This window comes from Pseudoxanthomonas mexicana (assembly GCF_010093385.1).
In the GTDB taxonomy this organism is placed as follows: domain Bacteria; phylum Pseudomonadota; class Gammaproteobacteria; order Xanthomonadales; family Xanthomonadaceae; genus Pseudoxanthomonas_A; species Pseudoxanthomonas_A mexicana.
In genome coordinates this window covers 1-21660 of the sequence record NZ_PDWV01000037.1, presented here as the reverse complement: position 1 = coordinate 21660, position 21660 = coordinate 1, and the positions used below count along the sequence as shown (strand labels likewise).

Sequence of the window (21660 nt, the reverse complement as noted above, 5' to 3'; positions counted from 1 at the left end):
GGTCTGCACGTGTCAGCCCGGCGTGGCGAACACGGTGATCTCTTCGCGGTCGTGGTACAGCTGGCGCGCGCGGATCTCCAGCGGCCTGCCGGCCTGGTCCGCGAACAGCTCCAGGCAGAGCTTGGTCTCGTCCCAGCGCTTCTTCATCGGCAGCTTGAGGTTGAACACGGCGTGCCGGCACCAGCCTTCGCGGAACCACTGCGCCATGCGCTCGGCGACCCGTCGTGGCTGCTCGACCATGTCGCAGACCATCCAGTCCAGCGGTTGCGGGGGCTTCCAGTGGAAGCCGTCCGCGCGCAGGTGCTCGACCAGGCCCGTGGCCAGCACATGCTCGCGCAGCGGCCCATTGTCGACGCTGGTGACGCGCAGGTGGTGGCGGGTGAGCACCCAGGTCCAGCCGCCGGGCGCGGCACCCAGGTCGGCGGCGGTCATGCCGGGCTTCAACAGCGCTTCGCGCTGGGCATCGTCGAGCAGCGACAGGAAGGCTTCCTCCAGTTTCAGCGCCGAGCGCGAAGGCGCATCCGGCAGCAGCTTCAGGCGCGGGATGCCGAGCGGCCACGGCGCGCTGTCGCGCGCGTCCGCCGCGCACAGGAACAGGTGGTCGCCCTGCACGAACACCACGTGCAGACGCGGCAGGCGCGCATCGTCTTTCTCGGTGAGGAACCCGGCCTTGCGCAGCGCCGGACGCAGCGCGTTGCCGAAACTGCGCGCCAGTCCCGCCAGTGGCTTGGCGCTGTCCGAATCCGGATGCTCCACCCACAGGTCGCCGTAGCGCCCGCCGCCGGCCAGGGCGGCGAGAAGGGGCGTGATGCGGTCCTTCGGGTCGATGCCGCGCAGCTCGGCCAGCAGCCGCAGCTTCTGCCGGGCGAAGATCAGCTCGCGCCAGGGCAGGGCGCGGTCGAGCGCCTGCGCTTCCTCGCACACGAACACCACGTGGCCATCGTTGCGCTGCGCGCGGGCATAGCCGGCGAAGCCGGCCAGCGCGGCGCGCTCGGTCAGCTCGGCGGCAAGTTCGGGTTCGAATCCCTGGCGGCAATAGGCCAGCAGGCCGGTCGTCGATGACATGGCACGGTCGCGTGAAGCGGAGGGCTGCGGCTCCTGCCGCGACCACAGGGTACAGGAGAAGCCGGGGAAGGGCTTCCCTGCGTCCGGCTCAGTACCTGTCGCCGCCCGATTCGCCGTAGCGGCGGAGCACGGCGCGCGCGTCGTCGCGCCGCAGGTCGCGCACGACTTCGATGCCGCGCTTGTTGAGCTCGCCGATCCAGTCGGCCGGCAGCGGGCCTTCGTCGAACTCGGTCAGTTCCATCACGTCCTCGGCACGCGCGCCGATCAGCAGGCGGTCGATACCGGCCCAGATGGTGGCGCCGTAACACTGGCAGCACGGCTGCGAGGAGGTGGCCAGCACCACCGGCGCCAGTACATCGTTGAGGCGCGGCGTCTGCAGGCGCTGCTGCGCCAGCATGTAGGCCATGTTCTCGGCGTGCGCCAGCGAGCAGGTGTGCGGCATCACCCGGTTCACCCCGAGGCTGATGACGCGGTGATCGGGTCCGAATACCGCCGCGCCGAACGGACCACCGGAGTTCGCGTCGACGTTGCGACGCGAGAGCTCGATGGCCAGCGCGACCTTCTCTTCGTCGCTGGTGTAGGTCGCCGCGGGATCGACCAGGTCGTGGGTCCAGGCGGGCAGGGTCAGGTGGATCTGTTGGTAGAGCATTACCGGGCAGGCAGGGTCGGGGAAGAGGAATCGGATTCGCAGCGGCCGCTGACGCACTGGCAGGCGGTCACGTCGGCGAAGCCGCAGACGCTCATGCGGCCACTCGCAGCGCATTGCGCGTGGACGCCCCGCGGGTCGGTGGGGCTGTCCTTGTTGACGCAGGCGGGCATCGCGCCGCAGCAGTTGCCCACGTTCTTCACCGCACAGTCGGCGCTGGTCCGGCAGGTGTAGTCCACGGTGACCGCACCGGCTTCGCGCGGCGGCAGGTTTCCGCCGGTGGGCTTGGGTGCCGGCGTCGATGCTGGGGGCGGATCGGTCGCCACGCCATCGGAGGACGCCGGCGCCGCGCAGCCCGACAGCGCGAACAGGAACAGGCACGACAGCATGGCAGGCAACAGACGCAGCGCGATGCGGGACATGGCGGACTCCTTCCTCGGTGGTGGTGCGCGCCAGCCTGCCTTTCGCCGCTTCAAGGCGCGGTGAAAGGCGCCGGCATCAGGCCTTGGTCGCCCAGGTGTCGCGCAGGGTGACGCTGCGGTTGAACACGGGACGCTCCGGCGTGTGGTCGTAGCGGTCGGCGACGAAATACCCCGTTCGCTCGAACTGGAACGGCTGCTCGGGCGCCGCGCTGGCGGCCGCCGGCTCCACGTAGCCGGTTACCGTGCGCCGCGAGTCCGGGTTCATGTAGTCGCGGTAGGTCTTGCCTTCCGACTCGTCATCGGGGTTAGGCACGGTGAACAGGCGGTCGTACAGGCGGATCTCCGCGGCGACGGCGTGCATGGCGCTGACCCAGTGGATGGTGCCCTTGATCTTGCGCTCGGCGCCGGCCATGCCGGGGCGCGACTCCGGGTCCAGCCAGCCGCGCAGTTCGACGATATCGCCGGCGTCGTTCTTGATCACTTCATCGCAGCGCACGATGCCGGCGCCACGCAGGCGCACTTCCCCGCCCGTGGTGAGGCGCTTGAAGCCCTTCGGCGGCACTTCCTCGAAATCCTCGCGCTCGATCCACAGCTCGCGCGAGAACGGCACGCTGCGCTGGCCGAACGATGCGTCCTTGGGATGGTTGGAGAACGTCAGCGTTTCTTCGTGGCCGACCGGCAGGTTGGCCAGCACCAGCTTCACCGGGTCGATGACGGCCATGCGGCGTGGCGCGGCGGCGTCCAGGTCCTCGCGCAGTGCGCCTTCCAGGATGCCGATGTCCAGCAGCGAGTTCTGTTTGCTGATGCCCACGCGGTCCACCATCAGGCGCAGCGCGGCCGGCGTGTAGCCGCGGCGGCGGATGCCCTGCAGCGTGGGCATGCGCGGATCGTCCCAGCCGTCGACCAGGTGGTCGTTGACCATCGCCAGCAGCTTGCGCTTGCTCATCACCAGATAGTTGAAGTTCAGGCGCGAGAACTCGATCTGGCGGGGCTTGCTGGCTTCCTTCGGCAGGCCCTTGGCCAGCAGCGGCGCCAGCAGGTCCGGCGAGTTCGCCAGGTCCACCTTGTCCACGCACCAGTCGTACAGCGGGCGGTGGTCCTCGAACTCCAGCGTGCACAGCGAATGGGTGATGCCTTCCACTGCGTCGCTCAGCGAATGCGCGTAGTCGTACATCGGGTAGATCGGCCAGTCGTTGCCGGTGTTCTGGTGCTCGACGTGCTTGATGCGGTACAGCGCCGGGTCGCGCAGGTTGATGTTGCCGCTGGCCATGTCGATCTTCGCGCGCAGCGTGCGTGCACCATCCGGGAACTCGCCCGCGCGCATGCCGCGGAACAGGTCCAGGTTTTCCTCCACGCTGCGGTCGCGGTACGGCGAGTCGCGGCCGGGCTCGGTCAGGGTGCCGCGGTACGCGCGCACTTCGTCCGCGCTGAGGTCGCAGACGAAGGCATCGCCCTGGCGGATCAGTTTCTCGGCGGCCAGGTACAGCACCTCGAAATAGTCCGAGGCATGGCGCAGGTCGTGCCAGTCGAAACCCAGCCAGCGCACGTCGTCCTGGATGGCACGCACGTATTCGGGGTCTTCCTTGGCCGGGTTGGTGTCGTCCAGGCGCAGGTTGCAGACGCCGCCGAACTCGGCCGCGATGCCGAAGTCCAGGCAGATGGCCTTGGCATGGCCGATGTGCAGGTAGCCGTTGGGCTCGGGCGGGAAGCGCGTCTTCACCGCGACGTGGCGGCCGCTGGCCAGGTCCTCGCGCACGATCTGGCGGATGAAGTCCCGCTTTTCGGGGGCGGCATCGTCCGGAAGGGTGGCGGGATGGGCGGCGTCGGTGGACATCGGGAAGGCAGCAGGCTCGGGAAAACGCAAGTTTAGCCCGTCCGGCGCCCGGGCTGGTCTATCCTGAACGGCCCTCGCGCCTCCGGTGCTGTCCATGCGCCTTCCCGTCCTGGTCATCGGCAACAAGAACTACTCGTCCTGGTCGCTGCGCCCCTGGCTGTTGCTCAGCCATTTCGGCGTGGCCTTCGAAGAAGTCCGCCTGCCGCTGGATACCCCGCAGTTCGCCGCGGAAGTCGGGCGCCATTCCCCGACCGGCAAGGGGCCCGCCCTGCACGATGGCGATGTGCACGTCTGGGATTCGCTGGCGATCTGCGAGTACGCCACCGAGCGCTGGCTGGACGGCCAGGGCTGGCCGCGCGAGCGTGCCGCACGTGCGGTGGCACGCGCGGCGGCCGCTGAAATGCACGCCGGATTCACCGCGCTGCGCACGCAGTTGCCGATGAACAGCCGGCGCACGCCGGATGCCTATCGCTGGGATGCCGCGGCCCAGCGCGACATAGATCGCATCCAGGCGCTGTGGCGCGAACTGCGCGAGGCGCATGGCGGGGATGGCGACTTCCTGTTCGGCGGATTCGGCATCGTCGATGCGATGTATGCACCGGTGGCGGTGCGCTTCGACGGTTATGGTGTGGAGGTGGACGACACCACGCGCCGCTACATGCAGGCGCTGTTCGCGCTGCCGGCGATGCAGGCATGGCGGGCAGCGGCGGCGCTCGAGCCTGAATCGGTGCCGGCCACCGACGCGTTGCGCAAGCCCCTGCCTGCCTGACCGGGTGTAGGCTGGCCGCGGAGGACGTATCCATGCGCGTGGTCTACCTGGCCGACAACCTGTTCGACGCCCATCTGGTGAAGCACGCACTGGAAGAAGCGGACATCCCGGCGTTCGTGTTCGGCGAGTCGCTGCTGGGCGGCATGGGCGAACTGCCGCTGTTCGGCGTGCTGCGCGTGTGCGTGCCGGACACAGCGTTCTCCGACGCGGAGGGTGTCGTGCAGGGCCTGGGACTGGATTCGGGCGGCAACGGCCCCATCTTGGAAGGCGACGACGAAGGCCTTGGCATCCTGCCGGCCTGATCCGCTTTCCCCCAACACACGAGGTTCGCCATGCTGGGTATCGGAGCCTACAAGCAGCGCATGCCGCGCGCGGAAGACATGCTGCCGGGGCGCAGCACGCCGCTGCCGCTGCACAACGTGCATTTCGTCAACGGACGTCCGCTGCAGGATGCATTCGACGGATTGCAGCAGGTGGAGTTCGGCCTGGGCTGCTTCTGGGGCGCGGAACGCGTGTTCTGGACGCTGCCCGGCGTGTACACCACCGCGGTCGGCTACGCGGGCGGCGGCACGCCGAATGCGACCTACGAAGAGGTCTGCTCCGGCCAGACCGGCCACAACGAAGTGGTGAAGGTGGTCTACGACCCGGCCCAGGTGTCGTTCGAGCGCCTGCTGCAGGTGTTCTGGGAAAGCCACGACCCCACCCAGGGCATGCGCCAGGGCAACGACGTGGGCACGCAGTACCGCTCCGGCATCTACTGCCATACGCCGGAACAGCAGGCCGCGGCCGAAGCCAGCCGGCAGGCCTACCAGCAGACGCTGCGTGCCGCCGGCTACGGCGACATCACCACCGAGATCGTCCATCCGGCGCCGCCGTTCTACTACGCCGAGAACTACCACCAGCAGTATCTGGCCAAGAATCCGAACGGTTACTGCGGGCTGGGTGGCACCGGCGTGAGCTGTCCCATCGGCCTGGGCGTCTGATCCCGCGCCGCCCGGTCGGCCTCAGGGCAGGTGTTCGCCCCAGTACTGCAGTTCGCTGCTCTTGGTGGGTTCGTAGACGGCATGCAAGCCGGTGAAACCGCGTCCTTCCTGTTTCCCCGCGAACGGGGGCGCGTGCGTGGCCGCATGGATCAGCACGGGCTGGCCCGTGGCCATGCCGTAGACATAGACCTTGACGGCCTTGCCGGTGGCGACGCGGTCCACATAGACCGGCTTGAACTCGAAGTAACGCCCGATCTTCGTGCCCGTGGCCCGATAGGGATCATCGGTCGGCGCCGCATCGACGGTGAAATGCTCGCCACCGTAGACGATGTGGCAGCGCACGCTGGCGGCCTGGGCCTCTACGGCCAGCGGCGCCAGGGCGAGGAGGGTCAGCAAGCGTCTGGCCTTCATGTCATTCGCCCGCGCATTGGTTGATGGTCTTCCGGTCGGGGCTGGCGCAGGGACTGCTGGCGGTCGGGTCCGGATGCGGCACGCCGTTGGCGTCCAGCCTGGCCACGTGCGTGCGCCAGTCCACCACGCCGGTGCGGTCCACCCTGGCCGACAGCACCCAGCCGGTGGTCGTCGCCGGCGTGTCGAATCCGTTGAACAGGAAGTTGCCCAGGCTGTAGATGATCGGCTTGCCGCGGTAGTACTCGGCGCCCTGGGTGACGTGCGGATGACCTCCCACCACCATGTCGGCGCCCGCGTCGATCATGCGCCTGGCGAATGCGCGCAAGCGCGGACTGGGATCGGGTTCGTCCTCCCAGCCCCAATGCATGAAGGGGATGACGATGTCCGCCCGGTGCACGCGCCGCGCGGCGATGATGTCCTCGATCACGTCGTCGTCCTCGCCGCTCCAGGCCACGCCGGGGCGGCTGGCATCGGCTTCGAAGGAACGGGGTTTGAATTCCACATAGCCCAGCAGCGCGATGCGCACGCCGTTGCGCTCGACGATCCAGGGCGCATGCGCTGCCGTGGCATCGCGACCGCCGCCGAAATAGGGCAGGCCCGCCTTGTCCATCAACGCCAGCTGCTCGGCGAATGCGGCCTTGCCGAAATCGCCGGAGTGGTTGTTGGCCAGGGACACGGCGTCGAAGTGCCGCTTCAGGACCGGCAGCGTGCGCGGATCGGCCCGGAACGTGTACGGTTTTTCTTCCGCCGTGCCCGTGGTCGCGACCACGCACTCCAGGTTGCCTATCCGCACGTCGTGCGAGGACAGCAGCGCCGCGAAGGGCTGGAAGGGGTCCTCACCGCGCGCGATCAGCTCGCCGGGCGTTTCCGCCACCATGATGTCGCCGACGAAGATCAGGCTGGCATCGCCCGATGACCCATGGGCCATCGAGGATGCGGCGAGGAGGGCGGACGAGAGCAGGAGGGCGCGCATGCGCCCGATCATCCCGTGTCCGGCGCGCGGGCGCCAGCCCTGCCCGCGCGGGGTCGGGTCGGCGTCAGGCGGACAGCTTCTCGCGGACGGTGGCGCGCAGCGCGGCCAGGTCCTTGGCGAAGGTCTCGATGCCGGTGGCCAGCTTTTCCTTCGCCATCGGATCGGCCTGGATCGCGGCGCCGAAGCTGTCCGCCGTGACCGCAGAGGCGTTCACGGGCTGCGCTTCGAGGGGCGACAGCCTGCGCGGCAGCGGACCACGGTCCTGGTCCAGCGTCTCCAGCAGGTCCGGCGAAATCGTCAGGCGATCGCAGCCGGCGAGCGCCTCGATCTGCGCGGTGGAGCGGAACGAGGCGCCCATCACCACCGTCGGCGAGCCGCGGCGCTTGAACTCCGTATACACGCCGCGCACGAACATCACGCCCGGGTCCTCGTCGATGTGCGCCGGGGCCTGCCCGTTGGCCACGTACCAGTCCAGGATGCGGCCCACGAACGGCGAGATCAGGAACGCGCCGGCTTCGGCGCAGGCGATGGCCTGGGTGGGGTTGAAGATCAGGGTGAGATTGCAGTCGATGCCTTCGGCCTGCAGCTGGCGCGCGGCTTCCACGCCTTCCCAGGTGGAGGCCACCTTGATGAGGATGCGGTCGCGGTCGATGCCGTGGTCGGCATACATCTGCACGAACTTGCGCGCCTTGGCGATGGTGGCGCCGGTGTCGTAGGCCTGGTCGGCGTCGACCTCGGTGGAGACGCGGCCGGGGATCAGGCCGGCGAGCCTGGCACCGACGCCGATGGTCAGGCGGTCCACCACTTCGTCCACCAGCGCGTCGCCGCCGCCCTGCGCGCGCGCCCAGGCCAGCTGCTCTTCGATCAGGTCGGCATAGACCGGCAGGTCCAGCGCCTTCTTCACCAGGGTGGGATTGGTGGTGCAGTCCACCGGCTTGAGGCGCTTGATGGCGTCGTAGTCACCGGTGTCGGCGACGACCACGGACAGGTCGCGGAGCTGCTGCAGCTTGGAGGGAGCGGTGTCGGTCATGGGCGGTCGATGAGGAGGGGGAAATCGGGCGACAAGTATGCCCTGTCCCGCAGGGGCAGGCCGGCTGCGGGAGCGTACTTTCCGTGGATTGACGCGATAGCGCGGCTGCGGATCAGCGGTGCAGGTCGCCGCTGGCTTCGGGCTGGTAGTCGATCGCGGTGACCCGCAGGCGCAACGACCGGTTGCCGGAGGCCTGCCAATCGATCGTCTGCCCCACCGACAGCCCGAGCAGTGCGCTGCCGACCGGCGCCAGCACGGAGACCAGGCCGGTCTCGACGTTCGCTTCGTGGGGATACACCAGGGTGAGGCGGTGGTGTTCGCCGGTGAGTTCGTCTTCGCACTCGACGCGCGAATGCATCGTCACCACATTGCCGGGCATGTCCTCCGGCGCGCGCACGTCGGCGCGGTTCAGTTCGTCCATCAGCGCCAGTGCGGCGGGATGCCGGCGCAGTACGGGCGTGTCGAGCAGGGCTTCCAGGCGGGACATGTCGCGGCTGGAGATGACGAGCGGGGGCAGCGAAGGCGGGAGGCCGCTGGTGCGGGTGTTGTTCATCGAAAGTTCTCTATGGCTCTGGAAGTTTTGGGATCGCGCAAAAGGAAACGGGCGACGCGTCGCCGCGCCGCCCATCGGGGTCCTGTTTTGCGTGCCTACCGTAGCCCGGAAGGCGGCTTGGTTCAAGCCGCGCGCGGAGGCGTCGGCACGGGTTCGGCGACGTCGGCGGGTGGCGCGGCCGGCACGGGCGCGTCCGGCTGGAACAGGCCAGGCGGCAGTTCGCGGAACACCTGCGCGAACACCTGCAGGAATCCGCTCATCGCCGAACTCTTGCGCCACACCATCGCGATCCGTCGGCTGGGATGCGAATCGCTGAAGCCGAGCAGGTGGATGTTCGGCGAACGCGCCACGGGCGGCTTCACCGCCAGCGTCGGCAGCAGGGTGATGCCCACGTCCGCCGCCACCATCTGCCGCAGGGTTTCCAGGCTGGTGGCACGGAACTCGGATTTCTCGTTGGCGCCGGACAGGCGGCACACATCCAGCGCCTGCTCGCGCAGGCAGTGGCCGTCCTCCAGCAGCAGCAGTTGCTGGTGCGACAGTTCGGCCAGCGTCAGCGACCCGCGCTGCGCGAGCGGATGCGATTCGGGCACGGCCAGCACGAAGGGCTCCTCGAACAGGAACTCGGTGTGCAGCTGGTCGTCCGCCACCGGCAGGGCCAGCAGCCCCGCGTCCAGCTTGCCCTCGCGCAGCCGCGACAGCAGCACATCGCTCTTCTCCTCGACCAGCAGCAGTTCCAGGTGCGGGAAGCGCGCGCGGATGCGCGGCACCACATGCGGCAGCAGGTAGGGCCCCAGTGTGGGGAACATTCCCAGCCGGACGGTGCCGGCCTCGGGGTCCTGGCTGCGGCGGGCGGCTTCCTTCATCTGCTCGACCTCGGCCACGATGCGGCGCGCGCGCTCGGCGGCATCGCGGCCGGCCGGTGTCAGCATGACCTTGCGCGGCGCGCGCTCCACCAGCGGCACGCCCAGTTCGTCCTCCAGCTTCTTGATCTGGGTGGAAAGCGTGGGCTGGCTGACGTAGCACGCGGCGGCGGCACGACCGAAATGCTTGTGGTCGGCCAGGGCCACCAGGTACTTCAGGTCGCGCAGATTCATCGGAACCCTCCTTCAAGGAGCGCGGAGCGGCGCGGGCGCACCGCCCGCGCGATGCATCATGCCGCCACGGCGTCCGCGGTTTCCACCGGGGCGGAACTGCGGATCAGGTGGTCGAAGGCGCTGAGGGCGGCCTTCGAACCCTCGCCCATGGCGATGACGATCTGCTTGTAGGGCACGGTGGTGGCATCGCCGGCCGCGAACACGCCCGGCACGCTGGTCTGGCCGCGGTCGTCGATGACGATCTCGCCGCGCGGACTCAGTTCCACGACGCCCTTCAGCCACTCGGTGTTGGGCAGCAGGCCGATCTGCACGAAGATGCCCTCCAGTTCCACGCGATGCGTGTCGCCGCCCGCGCGGTCCTTGTAGACCAGTCCGGTGACCTTGCTGCCGTCGCCCAGCACCTCGGTGGTCTGCGCGCTGGTGACCACGCGCACGTTGGGCAGGCTGTGCAGCTTGCGCTGCAGCACCTCGTCGGCGCGCAGTTTGCCGTCGAATTCGATCAGGGTGACCTGGGCCACGATGCCGGCCAGGTCGATGGCCGCCTCGACGCCGGAATTGCCGCCGCCGATCACCGCCACGCGCTTGCCCTTGAACAGCGGGCCGTCGCAGTGCGGGCAGTAGGCCACGCCCTTGTTGCGGTACTCGTTCTCGCCCGGCACGTTCATCTGCCGCCAGCGCGCGCCGGTGGACAGGATCACGGTCTTCGACTTCAGCGACGCGCCGTTGGCCAGGTGTACTTCGACCATGCCATCGGCGCCGGCCGGCACCAGCTTCTCCGCACGCTGCAGGTTCATCACGTCGACCTGGTAGTCCTTGACGTGCTGTTCCAGCGCGGCGGCCAGCTTCGGGCCTTCGGTGTAGGGCACGGAGATGAAGTTCTCGATGGCCATCGTGTCCAGCACCTGGCCGCCGAAGCGCTCGGCCGCCACGCCGGTGCGGATGCCCTTGCGCGCGGCGTAGATCGCAGCCGCCGCGCCGGCGGGGCCGCCACCGATGACAAGCACATCGTAGGGCGCCTTGGCCTTGATCTTCTCGGCCTCGCGCTTGCCTGCGTTCGTGTCCAGCTTGGCGACGATCTCTTCCACGCCCATGCGGCCGGCGCCGAAGACCTCGCCGTTGAGGAAGATGGTCGGCACCGACATCACTTCGCGCTGCTCGACTTCCTGCTGGAACAGCGCGCCGTCGATGGCCACGTGCTGGATGTTCGGATTCAGCACCGCCATCAGGTTCAGTGCCTGCACCACGTCCGGACAGTTCTGGCACGACAGCGAGAAGTAGGTTTCGAAGCGGTACTGGCCGTCGAGCGAACGGATCTGCTCGATCACGTCCTGCGCCAGCTTCGACGGATGGCCGCCGACCTGCAGCAGCGCCAGCACCAGCGACGTGAACTCGTGGCCCATCGGCAGGCCGGCGAAGGTCAGATGGATGTCATGGCCCGGTGAGGTCAGCGAGAAGGACGGTGTGCGTTCGCCGCCACGCTGCTCGGTGACGCTGATCCTGTCCGACACCTCCTTCAGGTCGCGCAGCAAGGACTGCAGCTCGGCCGAGGCGTCGCTGTCGTCCAGGAACGCGGTGATGTGGATGGGGCGCACGGCCTTTTCCAGGTAGGCCTGCAGCTGCGTCTTCAGATTGGCGTCCAGCATGGCGAACGTCTCCGTGGAGGAATCGGGGGAAGTGAGGTCAGGCGTTTGCAGGAGCGGCATGCGCCGGGGGAGGGAGCCGGCCAGGGAGGGGAACCGGCAAGCGGCACATGCCGCTGCTGCAAACGTCCGTCGGGAAGGCCGACCTCCGGGCGCGTGGCCCGGAGGTGGCGGGAAGCGGATGACGCGGTACTGCAATGGCGCATCCGCGCCGGGATGCGCCGGTGCTGCGGTGAGGCTTAGATCTTGCCGACCAGGTCCAGCGACGGGGCGATGGTCTTGGCGCCTTCCTTCCACTTGGCCGGGCAGACCTGGCCGGGGTTGGCGGCGGTGAACTGCGCGGCCTTCAGCTTGCGCAGGGTCTCCGACACGTCGCGGGCGATCTCGTTGCTGTGGATCTCGGCGGTCTTGATGATGCCTTCCGGGTTGATGACGAAGGTGCCACGCAGGGCCAGGCCTTCTTCTTCGATGTGCACGCCGAAGGCACGGGTCAGCTGGTGGGTCGGGTCGCCGACCAGCGGGAACTGGGCCTTGCCCACTGCCGGGGAGGTTTCGTGCCACACCTTGTGCGAGAAGTGCGTGTCGGTGGGGACGATGTAGACCTCGGCGCCGGCCTTCTGGAACTCGGCGTAGTTGGCGGCGGCGTCTTCCACTTCCGTCGGGCAATTGAAGGTGAAGGCGGCCGGCATGAAAATCAGGACCGACCACTTGCCCTTCAGGGTGCCGTCGGTGACCTCGACGAACTCGCCGTTGTGGAAGGCGGTGGTCTTGAACGGCTGGACCGGGGTGTTGATCAGGGACATCGGAAATCCTCGTGTGGAGTGGGATGGGTGTGGTGAAGCGATGGCGCCATGGTAGGCAGGGTCTATTGATATCTCAAATCGATTAATGAAATTGAATCAATAGGCTATAGCTATGAAATCGTGAGGCACCGTGGATCTGACTCGGGAAGATGATCTTCCTGGCCTGAATCTGTGGCCCAAGACGCTGTTTTTCAAGGGATTCACATGGCAGGCAGTGCCGGTCCATCGCGACGATCGGCTACGAGACCCGAGGCGTTTCCGCGGCGAACGACCCTCGCAAAGTCGATGTCCGCGCGGCGGATGCCGGGACGCGATTGAGCACCATGATGGTGCGGCGCAGCGATGAGGCCCATCGGGGACGCCGGCGGCCCGGTACCATGCGTGCGATGACCGCCCACCAGCCCCCCGTACAGATCGACTCCGCCCTGCGCGCCGCCGCGACGCGCCTGCCGGGACCGGAGGCGCGCCACGAGGCGGAACACCTGCTGTTGCATGTGCTGGGTCGCGACCGTGCCTGGCTGTTCGCGCACGGGGACGCGGGCCTGACGGACACCGAGACGGCGGCGTTCGACGCCCTGCTGACGCGCCGCATCGCCGGGGAGCCGGTGGCCTACCTGACCGGCCATCGGGGCTTCTGGACCCTGGACCTGCAGGTGTCGCCCGCCACGCTCATTCCGCGCCCGGAGACCGAGCGGCTGGTCGAACTGGCGCTCGAGCGCCTGTCGGCGGACAGGCCATGGCGCGTGGCCGACCTCGGCACCGGCACCGGTGCGATCGCGCTGTCGCTGGCGAGCGAGCGCCGGCAGGCCCGTGTCATAGCGACCGACCTCAGCGCCGACGCGCTCGCCATCGCCCGCATGAACGCCGTGGCGAACGGCATCGCCCATGTCGAATTCCGCCAAGGCAGCTGGTGGACGCCGCTGCGGGGCGAACGCTTCCACCTGATCGCAAGCAATCCGCCCTATATCGCCGACGGCGACGCCCACCTGACCCGGGGCGACCTGCGCTTCGAGCCGACGACAGCGCTGGCGTCCGGCACGGACGGTCTGGATGCCATCCGTGAGCTGATCGGCGGGGCACCGGGCTTCCTGGTGCCGGACGGCTGGCTGTTGCTGGAGCACGGTTGGGATCAGGGCGCCGCCATCCGCGCGCTGATGACCGCTGCGGGTTTCGTCGACGTGGCCACGGAGAGGGATCTGGAACAGCGCGACCGCGTGACGCTGGGGCGGCTGAGGGAAGTGCAGGACGCGAGCGGCTAGACTGTCGCTTTCATCCAGGACGGGCTGCCCATGCGCACGCTGTACCCCGACATCGAACCCTTCGACACCGGTACGCTGAAGGTCGACGACCGCCACACGCTGTACTACGAACAGTGCGGCAATCCCCAAGGCAAACCCGTGGTGCTGCTGCACGGTGGGCCGGGCGCAGGCTGCAGCCCGAAGATGCGCCGGTTCCACGATCCCGCGAAATACCGCATCGTGCTGTTCGACCAGCGCGGCTCCGGCCGCTCGACACCGCACGCGGACCTGGTGGACAACACCACCTGGGACCTGGTGGCGGATATCGAGAAATTGCGCGAGACGCTGGGCATCGAACGCTGGCAGGTGTTCGGCGGCAGCTGGGGCTCCACGCTGGCGCTGGCCTATGCCGAGACGCATCCGCAGCGCGTCACCGAACTCGTGCTGCGCGGCATCTTCATGCTGCGACGCTGGGAACTGGAGTGGTTCTACCAGGAAGGCGCCAGCCGCCTGTTCCCGGACGCCTGGGAACACTACATCACCGCGATCCCGCCAGTGGAGCGCCACGACCTGATCTCGGCGTTCCATCGCCGGCTGACCTCGGACGACAAGGCCACGCGGCTGGCCGCCGCGAAGGCGTGGAGCGTGTGGGAAGGCGCGACCAGCTTCCTGCACGTGGATGCGGACTTCGTCAGCGGGCACGAGGAGCCGGAGTTCGCGCTGGCCTTCGCGCGCATCGAGAACCACTACTTCGTCAATGGCGGTTTCTTCGAGGTCGAAGACCAGCTGCTGCGCGACGCACCGCGCATCGCCGGGATCCCGGGCGTCATCGTGCATGGGCGCTACGACGTGGTGTGCCCCATCGCCAATGCGTGGGACCTGCATAAGGCCTGGCCGAAGGCGAAGCTGGAGATCACCCCGGCCTCGGGTCACTCGGCATTCGAAGCCGAGAACGTCGACGCCCTGGTGCGCGCGACCGACGCCTTCGCCTGAGGGAAAGATGCGGGATGGCGTGTGCGGCCGGCTCTGCGCGCACGCATGTCCATGAGGTGTGCCTGCACGTGAGATGAGAATGGGCGCGTGCTGTGCGCGGCGGTGCCGCCCGCGTGAGTCGGCGGGTATCCGTGCGCCGTTTCGCCTGCTGGGCCGTGTCTGTGTGTCCGGGGACGCGGACGATTTCCGATGAAGCCTCTGAGCGCATGATGCCGAGGGTGCGATGGGGGCGATGGCAGAGCAGGACGTGGTCTCGGAGATCGGGTCGCCCCGCATCGGGCTGGAGGATGTGGATGTCGCCCGGCTCGGCATGGCGGCCCTGCGCCTGATCCGTGTGGTTGAGCACGGGGATGTGGGGAAGATGTGGGATGCCGCCTCGGCGCTGCTTCGAAGACATCAGACCCGTGACGCCTTCATCGCCTCCATCACCTCGCATCGTCGCGCGCTGGGATGGGGCATGGAGCGGCGCTGGACTGCCGCACGGATCGATCGCCCGCGCAGGGGGCCTGCACAGCCGCCGGGCACCTATGCCGTGTTGGAGTTCTCCTGCCGGATGGGGGCGTTGGGCCTGCCGTATCGGGAGCGGGTCACGCTCCGCTACGAAGAGGGCGGGGTATGGCGCTTGACTGGGTACCAGGCCCGCCCTGACTGAGCCTGTCCGGGCGCGGCCTGCTCAGGCGCGCGGCGTGCCGTCCAGATTGTGGTCGATCATCCACAGGCCCGCCCAGAGTTTCGCGTCCAGTTCGTAGCCTTCGCCGATTTTCTGCGCCAGCCACGCGGCGGCGCGTGCGCGGGGAATGGCGTGCACGGTGATGTCCTCGTCGCCATCGCCGCCGCCTTCGCCGACCTTGCGCAGGCCGGTCGCGCGGACGAAGGCGATCTTCTCGCTGCTGCTCCCGGACGAGGTGGGGCCGATCATCAGCACTTCGGCGTGCGCGGCGGTCCAGCCCGTCTCTTCTTCCAGTTCCCGGATCGCCGAGACCTCGATGGATTCGTCGGCATGGATGTCGCCGACGAGGCCGGCCGGCATCTCGATGGTCAGCGCCTGCAGCGGCACGCGGAACTGCTCGACGAACAGCACCTCGTCATCCGGCGTCACCGCGATGATGATCGCCGCCAGGCCCCCCGCGTGCGCACGTTCCACGTACTCCCACGTGCCGCGCACCATCATGCGCTGGTATTTGCCCTGCCAGACCACTCTGGCGGGTGCGTTGCGCTTGTCGTCGTCGCGTCGGTCCATGCGGGGAGGCTATCGGGGGAGGGGGACGTTTTACAGACGATCAGTAAGCCGGATCATCCAGCCCCGCCGCCGCCCGCAACCGCCGCCGTGTCATCGGGCCGAAGCGCAGCGCATCGGACAGGCCCGCGAGCATGTCGCCATCGGCGGGGCCGCGGGCGTGGCCGTGGGCGATATCGCCCAGGGGGGCGTCCAGGGCGATGGTGGTCAGTTGTCGCCAGAGCAGGGCGTGTTCGCGCTGTTCGCGCAGGCGCACGGCCATCGTGGCGGCGCCGCGCAGGCGCAGGAAGGCGACTGCGTCCACGCGGGCCAGCAGGGTGTCGAGATCGCCGAAATGCGCCAGCAGGACGGCCGCGGACTTCGCACCGATGCCGCTGACGCCCGGAATGTTGTCCACCGCATCGCCGGTCAGGGCGAGGTAGTCGGCGATCTGCCGCGCCTCCACGCCATGCCGTGCCTTCACGCCGGCCATGCCCCAGCGCTGGCCGCGCGCGAAATCCCATTGCTCGTCGTGGTCGCCAAGCAACTGGGAGAGATCCTTGTCGGCCGACACGATGACGCCACGGAACCCATCCGGGCGGGCAGCATGCAGCGCGCTGCCGATCAGGTCGTCGGCTTCGTATTCGCCATGCGACAGCACGCTCAGCCCCAACGCCGCGCACAGTGCCTTGCAGTGGGTGAACTGCCGGCGCAGTGCGTCCGGCGCGGGATCGCGGTTGGCCTTGTAGGCCGGATACAGCCGGTTGCGGAAGCAGCTGTCCAGCGCCTCGTCGAACGCGATCGCGATGTGCGCGGGACGCTCCTTCTCCAGCAGCTCCAGCAGGAAGCGCGCGAAGCCGTGCACCGCGTTGGTGGGCCAGCCGTCGGCATCGTGGAATTCGTCCGGCATCGAATGCCAGGCGCGGAACACGTACAGGCTGGCGTCGACCAGGTACAGCGGCCGCGCAGGAAACGCCTCAGGCACCGGGCGTCCAGTCCGTGAGCAGCAGGGCCGGATCGGGGCGCTCGCGTTCCGGTGCTTCCATTTTCGGCGTGCCGATATGGATGAAGCCGGCGATGCGTTCGTCGGCCGACAGGCCGAGCGTGGCCGCGACGGCGGCGTCGTAGGCCATCCAGCCGGTCAGCCATTGCGCACCGAAGCCCAGCGCCTGCGCGGCCTGCAGCAGGGCGAAGCAGACGCTGCCGGCCGTCAGCAGCTGTTCCTGCTCGGGCACCTTGTGCCCCGGCGTGAGCCGCGCCACCACGGTGACGATCACCGGCGCATGGGAGAAGCGTGCGCGGTCTTTCTCCACGACGGCATCGGCTGCATCGGGTTGCAGATGCAAGGTGCGTGCCGCAAGCAGGTCGCCCAGCGCATGGCGGGCCTCCACCTGCAGACGGATGAAGCGGAACGGCACCAGTTTGCCGTGGTCCGGCACGCGCACCGCCGAGGCCAGCATGCGCAGCAGCGTGGCGTGGTCCGGGCCGGGCTCGCCGAGTTGCTTCGACGGCACCGAGCGGCGTGTATCGAGGACGTGCAGGGGATCGGTAAGCGACATGCGTCAAGTTTACCGTGTCACATCTTGTTGCATGGCACTAAAATGCCGAGAGCATCACGGTTGCCCGTGCGGCGGATTTCCTACGATGTCATGGCGGATCCCTGGTCCGCATCCCCCGAACGCCTTTCGCCCTCACGGGCGGAGACCCTGCGCATGTCGAACGTCTTCAATATCGCGGACCGCCCCGGGCGCGACACGCGCCTGCTCGACCAGGCGCGCGACGCGGCGATCCCGCCGCTGGTGGACGCCTTCGCCATGGCGCTGGGCCGGTTCGACGACGCCCTGTTCGACCGCGCCGAGCGCGCGGGCCCTTCGCAGATGGCGTTCCTGGATGCCATGCGCGAACTGCGTCGTCGTCGCGAAGACATCGTCGTGCGCTTCCGCGCCCACCTGCAGCGCGCCTGGAAGGCCCTGCAGGAAGGACAGCCGATGTCCATGGAGACCGCATTCGCACAGGGTGCGGACGACACCCTGACCCTGGTGACGGACCAGGAACTCGAATCCCGGCTGGCGGTGCGCAACCTGGCCAGCGTCATCCAGCGCGACTGCAAGCCGGTGCTCCTGCGACTGGATCGCCGGCTCGGCTGGATCGCCGGCGACGTGGCGCTGGACAGCGACCTGAATCCCATCGGTCCCGAACACATCGGCGTGGCGGTCCACCAGGCCTTCTCGGCGTGCGACCTGACCCCGGAGGTCAGGCTGGTGGTGATCAAGCTGTGCGAACGCGACCTGGTCCCGGCGATTGCTCGGATCTACGCGGCGCTCGACCAGCGGCTCGGCGGCGGTACCGCGCCGGAGCCAGCGGCGCGCCGTGCCTCCAGGCCCGAGGCTGCGCGCGAGCTGGAGGACCTGATCGCCGACGAGGAGCCGGGCGCCCCGGCCTGGGCGGCGCGCTTCCTCAACCGCATGGCGGGCGTGAACCGTGGCCTGCAGGCCGCACATGCCGGCGCGCAGTCCCCCGGCTTCGGCGAGGTGCCGCCCGGTTACGCCTCCGCGCCCGGCGCACAGGGCGTCCTGCTGGAGGCGCTGCATCACCTGCTGCAGGAATCGCGCCGTGGCCGTGACGTGCAGGACGAGGCCCCGCGTCCGGCGCATCCGCAGCGCGACCTGTCGCAGCGCGAGATGCTGTCGGTGCTGTCGTTGCTGCAGAGTTCCCCCAGCGCCACGCTGCGCGCCGCCATCGGCGACACCGGCGAGTCGCTGTCGCAGCGCCTGAAGAACGAAGTGCTCAGCAGCGCGATGCAGCTGGGCGTGGATCCCGCCACGGCGCGCCTGGCGCCGGTCGACGAGGATGCCATCGACCTGGTCGGCATGCTGTTCGACGTGATGCTGGACGAGCGCGATCTGGAAGGCCGTCCGCGCGAACTGATCGGCCGCCTGGTGGTGCCGTTCGTCAAGGTGGCGCTGCTGGACCGCCGCATGTTCGTGCAGAAGACGCATCCTGCGCGCCGCCTGTTGAACGTGCTGGCCGAGGCCTGCGAGGGCAACAACGGCGAGAGCGCCGCCGAGCGCACGCTGTTGACCAAGGTCGAGGAGGTCATCGACCGACTGGTGGCCGAGTTCAACGAGAACCTGGCGATTTTCCTGACGCTGGAAGAGGAATTCCGCGCGTTCCTGGAACAGCACCGTCGACGCATCGAGATCGCCGAGCGCCGTGCCGCCGAGATCCAGCGCGGCCAGGAGCGTCTGGAAGCCGCGCGCACGCGCATGGCCGCCGAGCTGGACGAGCGCTTGGCCGACCGCCGCGTGCCGCAGGCGATCGAGGATTTCCTGCGCCAGCCGTGGGCCCACCACGTCACCATGACGGTGTTGCGCGAGGGCGAGGAGGGCGAGGGCCTGCGCGAATCGCTGGCGCTGGCCGACGGGCTGCTGGAAGAACTGACCGAAGCGCAGCGCCACGTGATCGGCAAGCCGTGGCTGCAGGCCTGGAGGCCCGCGCTGCTGAAGGTGTTCGCCAGTGTTGGCCTGAACCAGGATGCCGCAGGCGGGGCCGTCGACGCGCTGCACGACACGCTGCAGGCGGTGGCCGCGGCGCGTCCGGACCTGGAAAAGGCACTGCCGGAACTGCCCCAGGTGGTGCTGCCCAAACCGGCCGTGGACGAAGAGGCCACGCCCATCCAGCTTGTCGGTGGCGCCGACACGCTCGATTTCGACCACAGCGATGCGGACCATTTCCGCGGCCTGCCCATCGGCACGTGGCTGGATTTCATCGACAAGGACAACAAGGTCCAGGCCGGTAAGCTGTCCTGGGTCAGTCCCATTTCCTCGCGCCTGCTGTTCGTCAACCGGCGCGGCGTGCGCTTCTGCGTGGCTTCGCCGGAGGAGCTGGCGGCCATGGTCCGTCTGGGCCGCCTGCGTACGCACCAGAGCGAGGACGCGTTCGACAGTGCGATGCAGGGCGTGATCGAACGCCTCGAGCCCACGCCCTCGGTGGGCATTCCTTCCTGATCGCGCCGGGCGTCCACGCGGCGCGGTCGCGCTCTGTTAGCATCGCCGCAGCGATGACCTAACGACGAGGGGCGCCATGGCGGTCGAAGTTCGGGTACTGAAGGAAACCGCGCCCGGCGAGCGCCGGGTGGCCGCCACGCCGGAGACGGTGAAGAAACTGGTCGCCGCCGGTGCGCGCGTCGTCGTCGAGCATGGCGCAGGCGCAGCTGCCGGCTTCATCGATCAGGCCTACGCCGATGCCGGCGCTGCCGTGGACGATGGCGCAGGCCGGGCGCAGGCCGATGTGCTGCTCTGCGTGCAGTCGCCTCCTTCCGATGCGATCGCCGGTTTCAAGGCGGGCGCCACGCTGGTCGGCATGCTCCAGCCCACTGCCGATCCCGCGCGGGCCGATGCGCTGCAGGCACGTGGCCTGCAGAGTTTCCCGCTGGAACGGCTGCCGCGCACCACCCGTGCGCAGGCAATGGACGTGCTGAGTTCGCAGGCCGGCATGGCCGGCTACAAGGCGGTACTGATTGCGGCGCAGCTCGCCCCGCGCTTCTTCCCCATGCTGACCACGGCCGCCGGCACCATCCGGCCGTCCAAGGTGCTCATCGTCGGTGCCGGCGTGGCCGGGCTGCAGGGCGTGGCCACGGCCAAGCGCCTGGGGGCGCAGGTGGAAGGTTTCGATGTGCGCCCGGAAACGCGCGAACAGATCGAATCGCTGGGCGGCAGGTTCCTGGACCTGGGCGTGAGTGCGGCGGGGGAGGGCGGTTATGCACGCCAGCTCACCGAAGAGGAACGCGCCCTGCAGCAGCAGCGCCTGGCCGACCATCTCAAGGGTATCGACGTGGTGGTCTGCACGGCGGCGGTCCCCGGCAGGCCGGCCCCGAAGATCATCACCGCCGCGATGGTGGCGGGCATGAAGCCGGGCAGCGTCATCGTGGACCTGGCGGCGGAAACCGGCGGCAACTGCGAGCTCACGCGCCCCGGCGAGACCTACGACGCACAGGGCGTGACGATCGCCGGCCCGCTGAACCTGGCCAGCCTGGGCGCGGTGCACGCCAGCGAGATGTACGCCCGCAACGTGCTCAATTTCGTGTCCCTGTTCGTCAAGGACGGTGCGTTGCAGTTCGACTGGAACGACGAACTGCTGGCGAAGACCGTGTGGCCGGAACGGTCCGACGCGCCTGCGCAGGCGGCCTGACGCGGGCGAAACCGGATCAGCGTTCTTCCCGCGACGGGCGCCGCCGCGGTGCGTTCTCCTGCATCCACGCCTCGCGCTGCTCGGGCGTCATTTTCTTCCACTGGTCGCGTAGCGCGGCGCGCTGCTCGGGCGTGAGTTCCTTCATCCGGCCGTAGAGCGCGCGGGCCTGCCGGCGCTGTTCCGGACTCATGCCTTCGAAGCGCTTCATCCCGTGGCGTGCCTGTGCGCGCTGCTCGGGCGACAGGGCCTGCCAGCGCTGCGCGCGCTCCATCATGCGGGGACGGTCCTCGGGTTCGCGGTTCCAGCGGTCGCGCAGGGGAGCGATCAGTGCCTCGCGCTGCTGCGGGGTCAGCTGTTCCCAGGCGGGCAGGGGCGCGGGCGGCGGCGACTGGGCGAACGCCTGGGCAGACGCGAAGGCCAGCAGGCCGAGGACGAAGAGGCGGGCGATACGGGATGTCATGGGTCACTCCATCGCAAGGGGCTGCGCCTCGGCGGACGCCAGCCACAGGTACAGGTCGGGGTCTTCTTCCAGCGTGCCGGCGGCGGTTCCGTCCAGCGCGTCGTCGTCGGTCGCAGCCAGCGGCACGGGCGTCGTCACGCCGGGGGAGGAGGGGGTGGGCGCCTGCGGCAGGGACCGCAGGCCGGCGCCGACCGCCAGCCAGGCGGGGTGCGCGGGCGCGCGGGGTGCCGCCGCCGGGGCGGGGTCCCCCGGGGCGCGGGGCGGGGGGCGGCCCGGCGGGCAGCGTCGGGGCCGGGGGGGCGGGGCCCGGGGCCGGGCGCGCCGAGGGCGCCGCCGGGGG

Annotated in this window: 24 protein-coding genes; 8 read left to right on the top strand and 16 right to left on the bottom strand. The window is 69.1% G+C overall.

The window, feature by feature from the left end; translation table 11 throughout:
* Positions 1-12: 12 nt before the first annotated feature.
* The 4 genes from rlmM to CSC76_RS13350 form a co-directional block, all read right to left on the bottom strand.
* A complete protein-coding gene (rlmM, locus tag CSC76_RS13365; protein ID WP_162110491.1) occupies positions 13-1065 on the bottom strand; it encodes a 23S rRNA (cytidine(2498)-2'-O)-methyltransferase RlmM in 1053 nt (350 codons plus the stop codon).
* Positions 1066-1153: 88 nt separating this feature from the next.
* Positions 1154-1714: a nucleoside deaminase gene (locus CSC76_RS13360; protein WP_162110490.1), complete on the bottom strand. Its 561-nt coding sequence runs from the start codon at positions 1712-1714 to the stop codon at positions 1154-1156.
* Positions 1714-2133 (bottom strand): hypothetical protein, encoded by a 420-nt coding sequence (locus tag CSC76_RS13355; RefSeq protein WP_162110489.1) that lies wholly within the window; start codon positions 2131-2133, stop codon positions 1714-1716. The genes CSC76_RS13360 and CSC76_RS13355 overlap by 1 nt, the downstream gene beginning before the upstream one ends.
* Before the next feature lie 76 nt (positions 2134-2209).
* The gene (locus CSC76_RS13350) at positions 2210-3967 is read right to left on the bottom strand and encodes a glutamine--tRNA ligase/YqeY domain fusion protein (protein ID WP_162110488.1); all 1758 of its coding nucleotides are present in this window, start codon (positions 3965-3967) and stop codon (positions 2210-2212) included.
* Between the two features lie 94 nt (positions 3968-4061).
* On the opposite strand from CSC76_RS13350, the gene CSC76_RS13345 reads away from it, so the two are divergent.
* The 3 genes from CSC76_RS13345 to msrA are packed head-to-tail and all read left to right on the top strand — an operon-like array spanning position 4062 to position 5719.
* On the top strand, positions 4062-4736 hold the full coding sequence (locus tag CSC76_RS13345; protein ID WP_162110487.1) for a glutathione S-transferase: 675 nt from the start codon (positions 4062-4064) through the stop codon (positions 4734-4736).
* A gap of 32 nt (positions 4737-4768) precedes the next feature.
* The gene (locus CSC76_RS13340) at positions 4769-5038 is read left to right on the top strand and encodes a putative signal transducing protein (RefSeq protein ID WP_162110486.1); all 270 of its coding nucleotides are present in this window, start codon (positions 4769-4771) and stop codon (positions 5036-5038) included.
* A 30-nt stretch (positions 5039-5068) separates the two neighbouring features.
* Positions 5069-5719 (top strand): peptide-methionine (S)-S-oxide reductase MsrA, encoded by a 651-nt coding sequence (gene msrA, locus CSC76_RS13335; protein WP_162110485.1) that lies wholly within the window; start codon positions 5069-5071, stop codon positions 5717-5719.
* A 21-nt stretch (positions 5720-5740) separates the two neighbouring features.
* Here msrA and CSC76_RS13330 read toward each other — a convergent pair whose 3' ends face one another.
* From CSC76_RS13330 to ahpC, 7 genes are all read right to left on the bottom strand, one after another.
* A complete protein-coding gene (locus CSC76_RS13330; protein ID WP_162110484.1) occupies positions 5741-6130 on the bottom strand; it encodes a hypothetical protein in 390 nt (129 codons plus the stop codon).
* Between the two features lies 1 nt (position 6131).
* A complete protein-coding gene (locus CSC76_RS13325; protein ID WP_162110483.1) occupies positions 6132-7103 on the bottom strand; it encodes a CapA family protein in 972 nt (323 codons plus the stop codon).
* A 64-nt stretch (positions 7104-7167) separates the two neighbouring features.
* Complete coding sequence (locus tag CSC76_RS13320; protein WP_162110482.1) at positions 7168-8133, bottom strand: transaldolase; 966 nt, start codon at positions 8131-8133, stop codon at positions 7168-7170.
* 112 nt (positions 8134-8245) lie between these two features.
* Positions 8246-8686 carry a nucleoside diphosphate kinase regulator gene (gene rnk / locus CSC76_RS13315; protein WP_185895383.1) on the bottom strand — a complete coding sequence of 147 codons (441 nt, stop codon included), beginning with the start codon at positions 8684-8686 and terminating at the stop codon, positions 8246-8248.
* 122 nt (positions 8687-8808) lie between these two features.
* The gene (locus tag CSC76_RS13310; RefSeq protein WP_162110481.1) at positions 8809-9780 is read right to left on the bottom strand and encodes a LysR substrate-binding domain-containing protein; all 972 of its coding nucleotides are present in this window, start codon (positions 9778-9780) and stop codon (positions 8809-8811) included.
* A gap of 56 nt (positions 9781-9836) precedes the next feature.
* On the bottom strand, positions 9837-11423 hold the full coding sequence (ahpF, locus tag CSC76_RS13305; RefSeq protein WP_162110480.1) for an alkyl hydroperoxide reductase subunit F: 1587 nt from the start codon (positions 11421-11423) through the stop codon (positions 9837-9839).
* A 236-nt stretch (positions 11424-11659) separates the two neighbouring features.
* Positions 11660-12223, bottom strand: coding sequence for an alkyl hydroperoxide reductase subunit C (ahpC, locus tag CSC76_RS13300; protein ID WP_162110479.1), 564 nt, complete (start codon positions 12221-12223; stop codon positions 11660-11662).
* Between the two features lie 386 nt (positions 12224-12609).
* Between ahpC and prmC the strand changes: the two genes are divergently transcribed.
* From prmC to CSC76_RS13285, 3 genes are all read left to right on the top strand, one after another.
* A complete protein-coding gene (gene prmC, locus CSC76_RS13295; protein ID WP_162110510.1) occupies positions 12610-13482 on the top strand; it encodes a peptide chain release factor N(5)-glutamine methyltransferase in 873 nt (290 codons plus the stop codon).
* A 30-nt stretch (positions 13483-13512) separates the two neighbouring features.
* Positions 13513-14454: a prolyl aminopeptidase gene (gene pip, locus CSC76_RS13290; RefSeq protein WP_162110478.1), complete on the top strand. Its 942-nt coding sequence runs from the start codon at positions 13513-13515 to the stop codon at positions 14452-14454.
* 232 nt (positions 14455-14686) lie between these two features.
* Entirely contained in the window at positions 14687-15106 is a 420-nt protein-coding gene (locus tag CSC76_RS13285) for a DUF4019 domain-containing protein (protein ID WP_162110477.1), read from the top strand.
* A 21-nt stretch (positions 15107-15127) separates the two neighbouring features.
* Here CSC76_RS13285 and CSC76_RS13280 read toward each other — a convergent pair whose 3' ends face one another.
* The 3 genes from CSC76_RS13280 to CSC76_RS13270 form a co-directional block, all read right to left on the bottom strand.
* Positions 15128-15694 carry an NUDIX hydrolase gene (locus CSC76_RS13280; protein ID WP_162110476.1) on the bottom strand — a complete coding sequence of 189 codons (567 nt, stop codon included), beginning with the start codon at positions 15692-15694 and terminating at the stop codon, positions 15128-15130.
* A gap of 40 nt (positions 15695-15734) precedes the next feature.
* The gene (locus CSC76_RS13275) at positions 15735-16580 is read right to left on the bottom strand and encodes a 5'-3' exonuclease (protein WP_238394975.1); all 846 of its coding nucleotides are present in this window, start codon (positions 16578-16580) and stop codon (positions 15735-15737) included.
* A gap of 67 nt (positions 16581-16647) precedes the next feature.
* Positions 16648-17229: a nitroreductase family protein gene (locus tag CSC76_RS13270; protein ID WP_162110475.1), complete on the bottom strand. Its 582-nt coding sequence runs from the start codon at positions 17227-17229 to the stop codon at positions 16648-16650.
* Positions 17230-17382: 153 nt separating this feature from the next.
* On the opposite strand from CSC76_RS13270, the gene CSC76_RS13265 reads away from it, so the two are divergent.
* Complete coding sequence (locus CSC76_RS13265) at positions 17383-19677, top strand: DUF1631 domain-containing protein (RefSeq protein WP_162110474.1); 2295 nt, start codon at positions 17383-17385, stop codon at positions 19675-19677.
* Positions 19678-19753: 76 nt separating this feature from the next.
* Positions 19754-20860, top strand: coding sequence for an NAD(P) transhydrogenase subunit alpha (locus CSC76_RS13260; RefSeq protein ID WP_162110473.1), 1107 nt, complete (start codon positions 19754-19756; stop codon positions 20858-20860).
* 16 nt (positions 20861-20876) lie between these two features.
* On the opposite strand, the gene CSC76_RS13255 is transcribed toward CSC76_RS13260, so the two are convergent.
* Positions 20877-21320: a DUF3106 domain-containing protein gene (locus CSC76_RS13255; RefSeq protein ID WP_162110472.1), complete on the bottom strand. Its 444-nt coding sequence runs from the start codon at positions 21318-21320 to the stop codon at positions 20877-20879.
* Positions 21321-21323: 3 nt separating this feature from the next.
* Entirely contained in the window at positions 21324-21446 is a 123-nt protein-coding gene (locus tag CSC76_RS19290; RefSeq protein ID WP_274382098.1) for a hypothetical protein, read from the bottom strand.
* Positions 21447-21660: the final 214 nt, after the last annotated feature.